Annotated in this window: 14 protein-coding genes; 11 read left to right on the top strand and 3 right to left on the bottom strand. The window is 52.0% G+C overall.

Annotated features, from left to right (window positions below; translation table 11 throughout):
* Positions 1-273: 273 nt before the first annotated feature.
* The 8 genes from Q4551_RS09905 to Q4551_RS09870 all read left to right on the top strand — a co-directional run bounded on the left by Q4551_RS09905 (position 274) and on the right by Q4551_RS09870 (position 10,250).
* Positions 274-3,321, top strand: a complete 3,048-nt coding sequence (locus Q4551_RS09905) for a TonB-dependent receptor (RefSeq protein WP_303433435.1) — start codon at positions 274-276, stop codon at positions 3,319-3,321.
* Positions 3,322-3,419: 98 nt separating this feature from the next.
* A complete protein-coding gene (locus Q4551_RS09900; RefSeq protein WP_303433434.1) occupies positions 3,420-4,997 on the top strand; it encodes a hypothetical protein in 1,578 nt (525 codons plus the stop codon).
* Between the two features lie 228 nt (positions 4,998-5,225).
* Positions 5,226-5,990, top strand: a complete 765-nt coding sequence (locus Q4551_RS09895; RefSeq protein ID WP_303433432.1) for a DUF3450 domain-containing protein — start codon at positions 5,226-5,228, stop codon at positions 5,988-5,990.
* Positions 5,990-7,360, top strand: coding sequence for a MotA/TolQ/ExbB proton channel family protein (locus Q4551_RS09890; RefSeq protein ID WP_303433430.1), 1,371 nt, complete (start codon positions 5,990-5,992; stop codon positions 7,358-7,360). The genes Q4551_RS09895 and Q4551_RS09890 overlap by 1 nt, the downstream gene beginning before the upstream one ends.
* A 4-nt stretch (positions 7,361-7,364) precedes the next feature.
* Complete coding sequence (locus Q4551_RS09885; RefSeq protein WP_303433428.1) at positions 7,365-7,886, top strand: MotA/TolQ/ExbB proton channel family protein; 522 nt, start codon at positions 7,365-7,367, stop codon at positions 7,884-7,886.
* 17 nt (positions 7,887-7,903) lie between these two features.
* Positions 7,904-8,314, top strand: a complete 411-nt coding sequence (locus Q4551_RS09880; protein WP_303433427.1) for a biopolymer transporter ExbD — start codon at positions 7,904-7,906, stop codon at positions 8,312-8,314.
* A 2-nt stretch (positions 8,315-8,316) separates the two neighbouring features.
* A complete protein-coding gene (locus tag Q4551_RS09875) occupies positions 8,317-8,943 on the top strand; it encodes an energy transducer TonB (protein WP_303433425.1) in 627 nt (208 codons plus the stop codon).
* An 11-nt stretch (positions 8,944-8,954) separates the two neighbouring features.
* Entirely contained in the window at positions 8,955-10,250 is a 1,296-nt protein-coding gene (locus Q4551_RS09870; RefSeq protein WP_303433424.1) for a tetratricopeptide repeat protein, read from the top strand.
* 83 nt (positions 10,251-10,333) lie between these two features.
* Here the strand turns inward: Q4551_RS09870 and Q4551_RS09865 are convergent, their stop codons facing one another.
* On the bottom strand, positions 10,334-10,990 hold the full coding sequence (locus tag Q4551_RS09865; protein WP_303433422.1) for a hypothetical protein: 657 nt from the start codon (positions 10,988-10,990) through the stop codon (positions 10,334-10,336).
* A gap of 100 nt (positions 10,991-11,090) precedes the next feature.
* On the opposite strand from Q4551_RS09865, the gene Q4551_RS09860 reads away from it, so the two are divergent.
* Complete coding sequence (locus Q4551_RS09860) at positions 11,091-12,212, top strand: enoyl-CoA hydratase/isomerase family protein (protein WP_303433420.1); 1,122 nt, start codon at positions 11,091-11,093, stop codon at positions 12,210-12,212.
* A gap of 35 nt (positions 12,213-12,247) precedes the next feature.
* On the opposite strand, the gene Q4551_RS09855 is transcribed toward Q4551_RS09860, so the two are convergent.
* Positions 12,248-13,117 carry a folate-binding protein YgfZ gene (locus Q4551_RS09855; RefSeq protein ID WP_303433419.1) on the bottom strand — a complete coding sequence of 290 codons (870 nt, stop codon included), beginning with the start codon at positions 13,115-13,117 and terminating at the stop codon, positions 12,248-12,250.
* A gap of 177 nt (positions 13,118-13,294) precedes the next feature.
* Between Q4551_RS09855 and Q4551_RS09850 the strand changes: the two genes are divergently transcribed.
* Both Q4551_RS09850 and Q4551_RS09845 read left to right on the top strand, forming a co-directional pair.
* Positions 13,295-13,549 (top strand): succinate dehydrogenase assembly factor 2, encoded by a 255-nt coding sequence (locus Q4551_RS09850; protein WP_303433417.1) that lies wholly within the window; start codon positions 13,295-13,297, stop codon positions 13,547-13,549.
* Positions 13,533-13,961 carry a hypothetical protein gene (locus Q4551_RS09845; RefSeq protein WP_303433415.1) on the top strand — a complete coding sequence of 143 codons (429 nt, stop codon included), beginning with the start codon at positions 13,533-13,535 and terminating at the stop codon, positions 13,959-13,961. The genes Q4551_RS09850 and Q4551_RS09845 overlap by 17 nt, the downstream gene beginning before the upstream one ends.
* A gap of 27 nt (positions 13,962-13,988) precedes the next feature.
* Here the strand turns inward: Q4551_RS09845 and nadB are convergent, their stop codons facing one another.
* Positions 13,989-15,614: an L-aspartate oxidase gene (gene nadB, locus Q4551_RS09840; protein WP_303433413.1), complete on the bottom strand. Its 1,626-nt coding sequence runs from the start codon at positions 15,612-15,614 to the stop codon at positions 13,989-13,991.
* Positions 15,615-15,725 lie beyond the last annotated feature (111 nt).

Genomic DNA, 15,725 nt, shown 5'->3' with positions numbered 1-15,725 from the left:
CTGTTTTGCTTTATGTTTGCTTATCGTTTTATCCTCTCTGTTTACTCCCCCGGCTTCCGCCTGCCAATGTGCTTGTCACACAAGTGTCATATTCAAGCAACCTTTTTGAAATATTACAGAAACATACTGCAGCCTGAAAATAGGGTGCGGGTGCTTGTTTGCTTGCCGTTTATCACCGAAACAATGTTGCAACCTTAATCGGTTGTTGGCGTTCGTTGTCGGCAGATCAGACCTCCCCCGAACTTAATATCTTAAAATCCTTCAGGGGGCTCAATGAAACCGACTCGAGTGTTGCTTACCGCAGCGTCAACGCTATTCATTTCTCAAGTGATGGCTGGTGAAGCCGTGTTTTATATCACCGAAGACGGTGCATCCATCCGTGATGTAGCAGTTAGTGTTGATGGACAAAAGCAATTGATCGGTAAAACCGGTTTTGTCAGTTTTGATATCAACAGCGGTACTCACAGTGTCGAACTGTCCAAGTATGGCGAATGGCTCGGTGAGTTTGAGTTCAGTACCGAGAGTGTTGATCAAAATGCCGAAATCCAGATAGATGTTCTGGGTGGTGAAGCGCTGGAAGACGTCTTTGTTTACACGCCAGGACAAGAAGAAGTACCGGCGTTAGGGCAGATTTCGGGTTATCTGGAATCAGAAGAAACCGGTGGTGCTGTGGCGGGTGCCAGCATCTCGTTGTCCGGAACAGATATGGCGGTAGTGACTGATGAAGATGGTTACTTCAGCTTTGAATTACCACGGGGCAGCTACGATGTATCGATTGCTCACCCGAACTATGGCCAGCGTGACGTCAGTGACGTACGAGTGATGGCCAATGTGAACACCGGCGTTAACCTGACGCTGGGTATGTCGGGCAACGGCGTGATCGAAGAAGTCGTGGCTGTTGGTTCCTACATTCCTTCAACCGCGACTGCGCAACAGCGTGATTCATCAGCGGTGCTGGATGCTATTGGTTCGGAGCAATTCTCCCGTTTTGGTGATTCCGATGCGGCATCGGCTTTGAAGCGTGTAACCGGGGTTTCTGTCGCGGATGGCAAGTATGCGGTTGTTCGTGGTCTGAATGAACGTTACACCTCTGTACTGTTTAACGGTGCCATGGTGCCCAGCCCGGACCCTACGCGTCGTGTTGTGCCTTTGGATTTGTTTCCATCCGGTGTTATTTCTTCCGTCAATGTTGAAAAAACATTGATTGCCAATCGCCCGAGTGATGCGGCCGGAGCAACTATTGATGTCCTGACAGGAGATACGCCGGAGGAGTTTGAAGGCAAGTTGTCTGTCTCTATGGGCTACCATGATGGTACGACTGGCGAGTCAGTGAATGCACAGAAAACCTCTGGTATGGAAGTATTGGGCTTTGGCAGTTCAGATCGTGACCTGTCTGGCTCCGCCAAAAGCTCCAGCGGTGATATCACTGGTTCCGATGGCGCCCAGTTGCTGGACGTTTCCCAGTGGGAAACCGAAGACACAACCATGTCCCCTGATGTCAGCATTGAGGGAAGTGTGGGGGATCTGATTGGTGATTACGATCTGGGTAGTCTGTCCTATAAGGTAACCGGTCGTTATTCCAATGAATGGGATTACACCGAAGAAGATCGCGCCAACTATTCTGCCATTGATGCCAACTCCTACAGAGAAGCGGATGAGTACATTCGTTACCGTGCGGTGAATCTGATTGACCTGAGTTTTGGCGGGACCTTGGCTCTTGAGTCGGACAACTACACGCTGAATTCCAATACCTTGCTGCTGCGTCAGACCCAAGCCGACAATGTGGAAGAAAAAGGTGCTCGTGGCGAATACCGTCAATTTACCATTCAACGTGAATATACCTGGCAGGAACGTGAGTTCTTTACCCAGCAGTTCACGGGTCAGCATTATTTTGATGACTTTTACAGTGCGCAGCTGGATTGGGGGCTGACATACGCCAAGGCTTCCCTGTATGTGCCGGACAGCCGCTCATACACCTTGATTGATGAAAACTCTTCCATTGCTATTGATTCGACTTTTAATCCTCTGGCCGAAGACTACAGCGACAGCGCGGAAATCGATTTCTCCTCCAAGCCAACACGGGAGTGGACGGATCTCAACGATGACTCCGTCAACTTTACTCTGGATGGTCAGATCGCAGCTCTGGATGACGATGAATATCAGCTCAAGATTCTGGCCGGTGTCAGCATCATGAGCCGTGAGCGTGACGTTGAGTCCTATTCATTCCAATACGATGCCGACAACCTGACTGCTGAACTCAGCAGTGCGACTGATATCGTTGACGTGATCAATCAGCAGAACTTTGAAGACGGTTATCTGAGTGTTCGTAATAATTCGGATGACAATGCCTCTTATACCGGCAGCTGGGATTATTCGGCCTTTTATCTGATGCCGCGTCTGGAGTACTACGACAACTTTACTATCGAAGCGGGTGCTCGTCTTGAGAACAGCAAGATGGAAGTGGAGACATCTGGCAGCAGCCCGACAACGGCAGAAATTGAAACCAACGATGTTTATCCGAGCCTGAACGCTACCTATTTTGTGACCGAAGATTCACAAGTACGTTTTGCTTACAGTACATCGGTCAACCGTCCTGACTTCCGTGAGGTTGCTCCGGCGCAGTTTACGGATTCGGTATCCGGTGATCGCTATGTGGGTAACGAGAGTCTGACAGAATCCAGTATTACCAGCTTGGATTTGCGTTATGAATATTATTTCTCTGATGCTGAAAGTGTAAACGTTGCGATATTCCGTAAGGATTTCGAAGATGCTATTGAACGGACTTCCAGCATTATCTCTGGTAGTACCAACGAAGTATTGTATTCCTTTGATAATAACGGAGATGCCTATGCTCAAGGTGTCGAGCTGTCTGCTTCAAAAGATATCGAAATGCAGGATCTGAACCTCCGGCTGTCTGGTAACGTGGCCTATTTTGATACGGAAATTGAAACCTTTACCGACTCAGGAAACCTGGACGAAAGGCGCCGTATGCAAGGCCAGCCGGACCTTTTGGGTAACCTCCAGATCGCTTTGGATGAATATGAGTCCGGCCGTGAATATACCTTGGTCATGAACTATACCGGTAAAACTCTGAGTGCCGTTAATCCGGATGATTTGCTGGATAACGAATATCGTGAAGCTCGTATGGTTCTGGATATGAACTTCAAACAACCGATTATCATGGATGAACTGGATCTGAAAGTGGCACTTAAAAACCTGACAGATTCCGAGGTAAAGGAAACCCAGGGTGAAGGTGGAAGCCTGACCAAACGTTATAAACCTGGACGTGAGATAAAAGTCTCTCTCTCTTATCAGTTTTAAATAAAATTTAAGAAATCGTAACAAAACAGTCATCTGCTGCCCCTAGAGTGGGCAGCATCCGAACCCTGTTGGAATATTTGGAATAAAAGGAACAAATGATGAGCAAAGATCTCCTGAAAATGTTGTCCATCGCTGTTGCCGCAGCTTCTTTGGCCGCTTGTGGTAGCAGTGACAGCGACAATGACAACGATAACGACAATGATGATACTGGTTCTGATGAAATCAGCTACAACACCAGCGCCAACCCATCATTTTCTTTTGACCAGACTACCTACGTCGGTGCGGTAGATCCTTCTGCATCTGAAGAGTGGTACGGTTTCGCCATGGCTGGTTCTTACCCGGCTGCTGCTACAAACATCGATACTTCTTCAAGCGCTGCAGGCACTTTCTCTGCTGATGTTACCTTTGCTCCAAGCATGGATGGCATCACCGCCGCTTCTTCATGTCCTGCTCTGGACGGTAACTCAGCGCTGACGATCGAACAGGATGGAACTGTTGTCGTTGATGGTCAGACTTTCCCTGTTTGTACCATAGAAGGTACTTTCACTGCCGATGCTGAACTGACCAACACAGTCGTCTGGTCGATGGTTGATCGTGTGAACGTAGGTAACGGTAATGGTCTGCAAACTGTTGATACTACATTTGCAGATACTGACCTGACTATCCAGGCCGGTACTGTGTTCATGAACCAAGCCGGTTCTTCCATGGTTGTTACTCGTGGTTCAACGATCAACGCTGTGGGTACCGCTGCTCAGCCAATCGTTATGTCTGGTATTGAAACAACGACTGATTTCGGTGGCGACACTGAATGGGGTGGTCTGGTTCTGCAGGGTTACGCTTACAACAACAAATGTGGCAACCCAGAAACTGAAAGCGTGTGTAACGTTTCCGGTGAAGGTGCCGCTGGGTACTTCGGTGGTTTCGACAACTCTGACAGCTCTGGTGCTCTGGAATATGTGATCGTTACTGAAGCAGGTCTGGAAATCGCTAACGGTGATGAACTGAACGGTATCGGTTTCATGGCTGTCGGTTACAACACAACTGTGAGCCATGTACAGGTTCATGGTAATAAGGATGACGGTGTTGAATTCTTCGGTGGTGCTGTAGATGCCACTTACCTGGTGCTGACAGGCAACCAGGATGATGATATCGACTGGGATGAAGGTTACGTTGGTAATATCCAGCACGCTCTGGTCGTCAAATACCAGAACCAGGACAGCAATGGTAACCATGTTTTCGAACTGGATACTGCTGGTGATGCTGATGAGTCTCTGTATCAGGAATCGAACCCTACTGTGGCTAACGTTACTGCGATTGTAGACCTGAGCACTGCCACTTACGGTGCTGGTAATATCGGTAGCGGTATCCATCTGAAAGCCGGTTCTGAAGGTCGTTTCTTCAACAGCTTGCTGGTAGGTGATGTTGCTAACTGTGTATACCTGAACGATAGCACGGTTGAAACTACTGTAGCCGGTGAAAACAGTGGTGTGATTGATTCTGCATTCCAGAACATCCACTGTGGTACGGTCAACACGCTGGAAAACAATGGCACCTTCACTCTGGATAGCCTGGTTACCCTGTCTTCAGTAACACTGAACGACATGCTGGCTGAAACAGCTATCGGCGCTGTATCGGCTACGATCGCTTCTGCTGAAGTAGATGGCACTGCAGACTGATTTGACTGTCTGAAACAGACAAATCCAAACGGCGCCTTCGGGCGCCGTTTTTATTGGTGTTGCTCACGTTATTGTCATCTATCACCGTCATAATTAGCATCAACACAAGATAGAGCGCGGCGCGCAAGCAATGTAACAGAAGTGTCATGTTGCTTGAGTAGTCTGCGCACTCAAATTGGGGAGTCTGTTTTTATAACAGGCATCACGGAGTCTATACGGGTAATACATATGCCAATGCAACTGCGAACTCGAAATATTCTGGCCGCAGCCATACTCAGCGCCGGTGTTGTGTTTGGCGCTACGGCCGCTGATGTCAACACGGCGATCGACAAGGGTGTCAACCGCGTCAGTAACGCGCAGGCGTCTCAGCAAAAAATCGATTCCATCGATAGCAGCATTCGTGCGGCAGAGCGTGAATATCGTGGTGTCGTCAAGGAATCCGATGGTCTGAAAGTATACATCGAGCAACTCGACAAGCAGCTTGCCGCTCAGGAAGAAGAGCTGGCTGGTATTGAAGAAAGCATTGAACAGGTCACACTGGTTGAGCGTCAGGTAACACCTTTGATGCTACGTATGATTGATTCGATTGATCAGTTTGTACAAGCCGATGTACCGTTTCTGCTTGAAGAACGCACTGGGCGTGTCAACGCGCTGAAAGCCTTGATGGGACGTTCCGACGTCACCGTGGCAGAAAAATACCGCAAGGTGATGGAAGCCTACCAGGCTGAAATCGATTATGGCCGTACCATCGAATCGTTCCGGGGCACCCTGGAAGGCCGTGAAGTGGACTTCTTGCGGGTTGGTCGTATTTCCCTGATGTATCAGTCTCTGGATGGCAACGTTCTGGGCGTCTGGAACAGCGCCGCAAAAGCCTGGGAAACACTGGACCCATCGATGAAAAGCAAGCTGATGGCAGGTATCCGTATTGCACGTGAGCAAGCGGCTCCCAGCCTGATCAAAGTACCTGTTGCAGCAGCTCAGGAGGCCAAATAATGAAATTCAAGGCACTATTACTGTCAGCTACGCTGGCTTTGGGTATCAACACCGCAGTGGCTGCTGAAGCCGTTTCTGTTGATTCCCTGTTGAATCTGGTGAAGCAGGGACAGGCCCGGGACAATCAGGAATTTCAACAACGCCTCAAGCGTTTTAATTCCGACAAGGCCACCCAGGAAAAAATGCTGGCCGATGCCCGTAAAGAACGTAACAACCTGCTGAAAGACAGCGAAACCAAGGAAAACAAATTTCAGACCAACGAAACCACGGTGGCAGAAGCACAAGAGCGTCTGACTAACCGCATGGGTTCGTTGAAAGAATTGTTTGGTGTACTGCAGCAAGTGGCGGGTGATACCAAGTCGATTTTTGAAGGATCGGTTATCAGCTCTGAGCTGCCAGGCCGTGATGCTTTCCTGAAAGACCTGATCATTACTGCCGGTTCATCTTCCAAGCTGCCATCCATCGAACAGCTGGAACAGCTGTGGTTCGAGATGCAGCGTGAAATGACTTACAGCGGTCGTGTTGCCAAATACAACGCAGATGTTGTTATCCCCAGTGGTGAAACGGTACAGAAAGACGTTATCCGTGTGGGTGGGTTCAACGTTGTGTCCGGTGGCAAATACCTGAACTGGGATCTGGAAGCCGGTCGTCTGGTCGAATTGGACAAGCAACCTGGTGGACGTTACACCGACCCGGCTACCGAACTGGCTGCTGCTTCAGGTACCGACCTGACCAGCTTCTGGATTGACCCGTCACGTGGCCAATTGCTGAAAATCATGGGCCAATCACCAGAACTGGGCGATCGTGTCGACCAGGGTGGTGTTGTGGGTTACATCATTATTGCACTGGGTGGCATTGGTATCCTGCTGGCGATTTGGCGGATGCTGGTGTTGATGCTTGAAAGCGGTCGTATCCGCAAGCAAATGGCTACTGAAACCCCGAGTGATAATAACGCTCTGGGTCGCGTGATGGCGGTTTTCCAGGCCAATAAAGATGCCGATATCGAAACACTGGAATTGCACCTGGGTGAGGCCATTTCGGCTGAAATACCGAAGCTGACCCGTGCTATTGGCTGGATCAAGATTATCTCTGTAGTAGCACCGCTGCTGGGTCTGCTGGGTACGGTGACCGGTATGATCGATGTGTTTGAAACCATGTCGCTGTTTGGTACCGGTGATCCGAAACTGATGGCTGGTGGTATTTCCCAGGCACTGGTTACGACGGTTCTGGGTCTGGTGGCTGCAATTCCTTGTGTGTTCTTGCACACACTCACCAACAACCGCAGTCGCGAGTTGATGATGATTCTGGAAGAGCGGGCGACAGGGATCCTGGCGCGCCAGTCCGAACAACAACACGCTAAAGCGGCGTAATCTCATGTTGGGTGAACTGTACGAACCCGTTTACCTGTTCATGGAGCGTGGAGGCGATGTCCTCTACGCCATCTGTGGGCTGGTTTTTATTCTGTGGTTGTTGGTTCTTGAGCGTGTTGGCTACTTCCTGTTTGTTTATCGGACGTCGCTGACGTCGGCGATAAGCGAATGGGAAGGGCGCAACGAACGTCGCTCCTGGGCAGCGCACCAGATCCGCCAGGATCTGATCAGTCAGCTGTCTTTTGAACTTTCTGCCAATATGAGCACTATCAAAATGTTGATCGGCCTTGCACCGCTGTTCGGGTTGCTGGGTACTGTCAGTGGCATGATCGAGGTATTTGACGTGATGGCGTATCTGGGCAATGGCAGTCCCAAGGCCATGGCATCCGGTATCTCCAAAGCGACGATTCCGACCATGGCAGGTATGGTAGGTGCTATTACCGGTGTGTTTGCTCAGTCCTTGCTGGATCGCTATATCAAGCGTGAAAAGATCCGCATTGAAGACAAGCTGACCTTCGATCACTAATTCAAGAGAAGATTGCTATGAGACGCGGTTTTTCAAATTTGACCCCACAGGCTGAAGAGGGCGAGATCGACATTACTCCCATGCTGGACGTAGTGTTTATCATGCTGATCTTTTTCATCGTGACGGCTTCTTTCGTAAAAGAATCCGGTATCGAAGTCAATCGTCCGGATGCCAGTACATCCAACGCCAAACCACGGGCGAATATCCTGATTGCCATCAATGACCTTGGCGAAATCTGGATTAACAAGCGCCGGGTTGATGAAAGCCAGGTACGGGCCAACATCGAACGGATGCACGCTGAAAACCCACAGGGTACGGTGGTGATTCAGGCAGACGAAGAAGCCAAGACCAAGCAGTTGGTCGCAGTGATGGATGCTGCTCGGGCCGCCGGGGTATATGACGTATCTCTGGCAACAGAGGAGCGCTAGGTATGTTCCTGACCCTGCTACGCTTTGGTGCAGCCCTGGCCGTTGCAGCGGTTGCGACCTTTGCCGTTTTCTGGATGATGCAGAGCCTGATCAGTACTGGCGGCTCTGTACTTAACGAGAATGATTTTGGCCGCATCGAAAGCTTTGTCATGAGCAAGCCGGATGATGAGGTGCAAACCAAGGAACGCAAACCGCGCAAGCCACCGGCTGCAGCAAAAGAGCCGCCCAAGCCGGATATGCCCAAGCCCCAGATTGCCAAGGCATCAACCGATGGGTTTGATGTTGGCGGATTTGATATGGGTGCCGAGCTGAGCGTTGATGCCGGGTTGTCTGGTGGTTCCGGCGATGGTGATTTCTTGCCAATCGTCAAAGTGGCCCCTAACTATCCACGTCGTGCGGCACAGAAAGGTATCGAGGGCTATGTGGTGGTTGAATTTACGGTAACCAGTCTGGGTACCGTGATTGACCCTGTCGTGATTGAAGCCGCGCCACCGAATATCTTTGATCGTGAGGCGATGGCGGCAGTGAAGAAATTCAAATACAAGCCCAAGGTGGAAGATGGAAAAGCGGTTGCCGTCACCGGTGTTCGTAACATTATTCGCTTTGAACTTGAGAAAAACGGCAGATAACCGGAGGTAGCATGAAAAAGCCAATTGCCTTGTTGAGTGCCGGCCTGATGGTATGCTCGCTGTCTTTTATCAGTGTGGGTGCCGTCAGTGTTCAGGCGGCAGAGCAGTCCAGCGCTGAATCCAGCAAAAAACGTGTGCGTCGCTCCGCGACCATGCGTCCGGTTATTTACAAGAAACTGGACGGCGCACGTGAGCTGGCTGATGCCAAGAAATATCAGGATGCGTTGAAAGAACTGCAGTCGCTGGAGAAACGCAGACGTAACTCCTATGAGACCGCCATGACGCATAACATGTATGCGTATGTGTATTTCAATCAGGAAAAATACAAGTCAGCGGCTGCCGCTTATGAACAGGTTTTATCCGTTGGCAACATTCCGGAAAGTCTGGAACAAACCACGCTGTACAGCCTGTCGAAGTTGTACTTGATTCAGGAGGACTACAAAAAAGCACTGGTTCCTCTGAACAAGTGGTTCGGGATCGTCGAGTCTGCGAATGCAGAGTCCTTTGTCCTGCGGGCGCAGATTTATTTCCAGATTGAGCAATACAGCAAGGCGTTGCCGGATGTGAAGAAGGCCATCGCCATGACCAAGGAAACGGGCAAGATGCCCCGTGAAAACTGGTTGATGCTGGAGCGGGCTGTGTATTACCAGAACAAGGACTTCAAAAACCTGGCCCGGTGTCTGCAAGACCTCGCGACCTTGTATCCGAAATCTCAATACTGGGTGCAACTTGCGGCCGTTTACAGTGAGCTGAACCAACCGAAGAAAGAGCTGGCAACACTGGAAACCGCTTTTGAGCAGGGTATGCTGACCAAGGAAAGTGAGCTGGTGAATTATGCACAAGCGCTGCTGGGTCAGGATATTCCTTACAAGGCCGCCAGTATTCTGACTTCAGGGATGGAAAAAGGCGTGATCAAGGAAAGCGCTCGCAGCTTGTCGTTACTGGGTGATGCCTGGATGCTGGCGAAGGAATACGATCAGGCCATTGGTGTGATGACCAAGGCAGCGGATCTGTCGCACAAGGGCAGTGATTATTTCAAGCTGGCGCAGATTCATACTGAGCGTCAGGAATGGAATCTTGCCCTCAGCAACGTCAAGTTGGCTATCGCACAAGGCGACTTGACGCAGCCACATTCGGCGCTGATTCTGCAGGGATTGATCCTGTTTAATCTCGATGAGTTAACGGCGGCCAAAGGCACGTTTGTTAAAGCCCGGGGTTATGACGCGGCAACCAAGACTGCCGACCAGTGGATCAAATATATCGAAGACGAAGAACAGCGTCGGGCATATATGGCCGCTTCATCCTGATAGCAACAGCAATAGTCACAAAAAAACCGCTCTTGTAGCGGTTTTTTTGTGTCTGTTTATCTATCGGCATCGTCCGCCTCCAGTTATGACTCCAGAATAGAGACCAGCTCTCTGGCTTTGTTTAACGCCGGGCTGATGCTTTCTGCCTCCAGGATACTGTCGGGGCGATAGATCAACAAAAACCCGTCGCTCAGTTCAATATTGATCGAGTCATGCTGCTCCAGCCACTGACAGAGATCGCCGTTCAGTTTGATACGGATGGCATGAGGCTTGATCGCTGAGATTTTCCACTGTTGTAATGTGGGCGGCAATTCAGCGCTGGCCAGCGGGATGCAGCGGTCTGGCATTGGGTCAACAAACTGGTCGCGGGAGTAGGCGCCGGGGTTGTAAGGGCTGGCCCGGAATCTCCCCACATGCTGGTGTTTGCATTCGATCAGCAGCAGCGTTTGCTGGGAGATACCATGAGCCGTAATCATCGGATAATCGAAAATCTTGTAGGCTCGTTGCTGCCAGTCTCCGCGCAGCTGGTGGCGGCCATGGCGAATCTGGCTCTGGTGGAACAGCTCAAAGCCTGCTGCCCTGAGCTCCCGATCCAGCGCCGCATATCCCTGATACTCTGCTTCCAGATGTGGTGCCAGTTGACGGCGTGATTTCCCTGCGGCGTTTTGGGTCAGATACAAGAGCGCCCCCAAAGTGCCTGCCAGCAAGAACACAATCAGCACAGATAAGACAATGGTCATAACAGATTCGTTTTGGCTCGTATTTCCGTGGAGTGTACCATCTCACCGGTCTACCCGAGCTGGAATGATCCGGCCGGTCTCCAGTCCAAAGGAATCGAGTGTGAGTACATCCTCCGACGTTACATTCAAAACACTGTCTGCCCGGGGTGGCTTCAAGATAGGCTTGGTGAGTCTGACTCGCGCCAAGTCGATGAATGCCTTGACCCGGGAGATGATTCAGGCCATTGGTCGTCGCCTGGCCCGCTGGCAACAGAGCAAGCGTATTGTTGCCGTGGTGATTCAGGGAGAAGGGCGCTGTTTCTGCAGTGGTGGCGATATTCGTCAGTTGTACGACGGTATTGCCGATGGCGATGAAACAGGGCTCAAACAAGCGGATCAGTTTTTTGAGCTGGAATACAAAACCAATATCCAGCTGCACCGTTTTACCAAACCACTGATCGCCTGGGGCCATGGTTATGTGATGGGCGGCGGGCTGGGATTATTCCTGACGGCCAATCATCGTATTGGCACTACCTCAATGCAGCTGGCCTGGCCGGAAGTGCGTATCGGCTTGTTTCCGGATGTACTGGGAAGCTGGTATTTATCCCGTATTGAACCGGCGTTGGGGTATTGGATGGGGCTGACCGGGATGCCGATCAATTCGACCGATGCGCTGTCGCAACGCCTGATTGACTACCAGATGGCCGATGGTGACCTGGAACCCTTGATCGGGCAACTACGTCGCCTGGACTGGACGGAACGCACACCGGATAACCAACTGTTGGTGCGGCATTTGTTGGGTAACTGGTCAACGCCGGCGGCAGCAGACAAGCCTGAGAGTGACTGGTTACGTACCGGAGCGACGATCACCGAGATGATGGTACCGGTTATCCAGCAAGGACTTGTGGCTCTGCCTGCCGCTGATGCGGATCAGGATGCCTGGGTTCAGCGTGGGTTGCACCAGCATCATGCAGGTTGTCCAGCCACGGCCCGATTGCTGGTTGCCCAGTTGGCGCTCGGCAGGCACATGAGTCTGGTTGAAGCAGCCCGGCTGGAGCTGGTTATGGCCTGGCAGGCGTGTCGTCACCCGGATCTGGTGGCAGGTATCCGGGCGTTACTGATTGACCGGGGAGCATTGCCGCAGTGGCAGCATGCGACCCCTGCCAGTGTGCCGGATCAGTGGGTCAAAGCCTTGATGACATCGCCCTGGAAGCGTGATGAGCACCCGTTCGCTAATTTGTAGCGTGCAACGGGTGCCTTGACTTCGAGAGTGACGTGTTACTCCGCGGTTGCTGGACTGATAGCAAAAGGCAGTGGGGTAACCGTGATTGGCGTTCCATCGTCAAGGGTCAGAGGTTCTTCTGGCTCACCGTTCAAAACCAGTAAACCACCGGTACCGTGCCAGCTGGCCACTTCGCCAACCGCTTTGATACTGGTCTTGACCGGGCTGAGCAAATCCGGAGTGGCTTCGTCCGCGCAGGTCGCTTTGACCAGTTGCTTCTTGGCTTTACCCAGATACTGCACTCGGGCGACTACTTCCTGCCCGGTGTAACAGCCTTTTTTGAAATTGACGCCATCCAGCTTGTCCCAAGCGATATGCTGCGGAATCCAGTGTTCAACACTTTTTTGAGTGACCCATACCAGCCCGGCCTGAATATCCTGCTGCTGCCATTCCGGCTGCGCTAATGGTGTGCTGTCTGGTGTTGTAGGGGCGGTATCCGCCCAGCATTCAATCCTGCCATCCGGCCAGTTCAGCAGTAGAGCATCGTGCTGTTTTTGCAGTGTGCGTTCGCTAACCGCAGCAGGTACGGATGTTTGATAGCCGAAGATGGCCGTTGACAAGGGAGTCAGTGACACCTTGTAAAAGACGGCATACTTGCTGAGGTGGCGCTGGAATAACTCCGTTACATCCGTCGCGAGCCGAAATATAAAGCGGTCATCCGTATGTGCCAGCATAAAGTTGGTCACCATCCGGCCTTTGGCATTACAGCAAGCGCCAAGGGTCCACTGGCCATCGGCCAGCCCGGTTACGTCACAGGTCAGTTGGCCTTGCAGTAGTCGGGCCGCATCCGGGCCGGTCACTTCCAGTAATGAAAAGTCTGACAAGCGGTTGTCTGTTGCTATTGGTGTAGTCGAGATCGTGTTCATAAATTCCTCCTTTCGGCCAGTGTACTCCGGTTTGTATTCGGGGTGCATGATTCGCATTCAATCTCTGTATGGCTGTCGCCTGAGTAAGTGACGGGGATGGTGTTGTTTTTGGTGTGCGTTGCAGGTTCAAGGATGGGGTGGCGCTGGTATACTGGCGCCATTGAACAGGAGAGTAATGTGATCGACGAAACTGAAGTTAAACGTCTGTGGTGGCACAGCCGTCGCGGGATGCTGGAACTGGATGTATTGCTGGTGCCCTTTGTTGAAAAAGCCTATCGCACCCTGGAGCGTGAAGACCAGTTGCGTTATCAGGCGCTGATTGATCATGAAGACACGGATTTGTTTGCCTGGTTTCTGGAGCGGGTGATTCCGGATGATCCGGAAATGCACAAAATAGTGGTGCGGGTACTGGAGCATGCACGCAACCCCTGAGCTATTGTGGCGGTTGCATTCCAGCCTCTGGCAAACCGTCCTGGATGTGCTGGCCTTGCTGACACTCTGCTCGCTGCTGCTGGTGTATCAGTATGGCGTGTGGCTGGCGTTGTCCGCGGGTCTGTTGGTATTGGCCATATACGCTGTCTGGTATGGCAAACAGGATCCGGTGGTTGGCTTGCAGAAGCTTGGCGTTATGGATGAGTCCGCCAGTATTCCTCATTGGCGACTGATCCATCGCAGTGGCTATACCCGAATGGTACGTTGGCGGGCAGGGAGTGTCCGGCGCAGCCATCTGCTGATCTTGCGTTATTCTGTCTGGCCCTGGCAGGGGCTGGTACTGCGCCGTTGTAATTTTGACTCGGAGCAGCACTTCAAGGCGCTGCAACGGGTGTTGTACAGCGAACTGTAAATCGTCACAGTTGGTTCTTGTGTAACGCTACAGCTCACCCAGTTCTCGTAAATGTTTGGCAGTGACGACGGTATCAAAGGCTCTTGGCAGTGGCTCTGGATAATCCCGGCTGTAATGTAGCCCCCGGCTTTCACGGCGCAACAGGGCTGAGCGGATGATGATATCGGCGACATCGACCAGGTTACGTAATTCCAGCAAGTCGGCGGTAACCAGATGGTTGCTGTAAAACTCCTGGATTTCCTGTCGCAACAGCTGCACGCGGTGTTTGGCGCGTAACAGGCGTTTGGTGGTACGGACAATCCCGACGTAATCCCACATGAAACGCCGCAATTCATCCCAGTTGTGGGCAATCACGACGTCTTCATCGGAATCGGTCACCAGGCTGGCATCCCAGGCCGGTACATCCGGAATATCCGGTACCGAGTTCAGGCTTTCAATAATATGGGTAGCCGCTGAACGGGCGTAGACCAGACATTCGAGCAAAGAGTTGCTGGCCAGGCGGTTGGCACCGTGCAATCCGGTACAGGCCGTTTCGCCAATGGCGTACAGTCCGTCGATATCTGTGCGGCCAAAATGGTCGGTGACGACGCCTCCACAGGTATAGTGCGAGGCTGGTACAATCGGAATGGGTTCATTCAGGATGTCGATGCCGAGTTCGAGGCAACGTTCCAGAATGGTGGGGAAGTGCTGGCGAATAAAGTCGTCCGGCTTGTGGCTGATATCCAGATACAGACAGTTAGCTCCGAGGCGTTTCATTTCGTGGTCGATGGCACGGGCAACGATATCCCGGGGTGCCAGTTCGCCCCGAGCGTCAAAACGATCCATAAAGCGGCTGCCATCGGGCAGTAACAGCTTGCCGCCTTCACCCCGTACCGCTTCACTGATCAGGAAGGATGTGGCGACCGGATGGTACAGACAGGTGGGATGAAACTGGTTGAATTCCATGTTGGCGATACGGCAACCAGCGCGCCATGCCATGGCAATGCCATCCCCCGAGGCGATATCCGGGTTGGTGGTGTACAAATACACTTTGCTGGCACCACCAGTGGCCAGCACGGTGGCCCTGGCGGTAATGGCGGCAACCTTGCGAGTGTCCTTGTCGAGGAAATAAGCCCCGATACAGGCTTGGCCATCAAGTCCGAGCTTGTCTCGAGTAATCAGGTCAACGGCGATATACTGGTGTAACAGATGCAGGTTGGGTTGTTCTCTGGCACGCTCGATCAGTGTGTCGGAGATGGCCAGCCCGGTGGCATCGGCGGCGTGGATAATACGGCGGGCGCTGTGACCGCCTTCCCGGGTCAGGTGGAAACGCTGATCGCCTCCCTGTTCGGCAATACCGTCCAGGGTGAAGGGCACACCGCTATCGATCAGCCACTGGATGGCAGAGGCTGAGTTTTCTACCGTAAAGCGCACGGCAGATTCGTTACAGAGTCCGGCACCGGCAATCAGGGTATCAGAGACGTGGGCGTCGACACTGTCGGTGGCGTCGAGTACGCCAGCCACGCCCCCTTGTGCCCAGCGTGTTGAGCCGCTGTCCAGTTGGTCTTTGCTGATCACTGCCACTTGCAGGTGAGAAGGTAATGATAACGCCAGTGTCAGGCCAGCCGCTCCGCTGCCAATGATGAGGACGTCGAAGGTCAGTTGTTCGCTCATGGTCATCTGATTTCTGTTAACGATAGGGGTTTATAATGCCAGCCAAAGCGCTGACAGAATACGTGTCAGGGAAATATTCCTGAACTTTTCGCTCGGCGCCCAGTCTTCCAT

This window comes from Oceanobacter sp. 5_MG-2023 (assembly GCF_030548165.1).
In the GTDB taxonomy this organism is placed as follows: domain Bacteria; phylum Pseudomonadota; class Gammaproteobacteria; order Pseudomonadales; family Oceanobacteraceae; genus Oceanobacter.
Note: the sequence above shows the minus strand (reverse complement) of the source record. Positions and strands in the feature narration are given on the sequence as shown.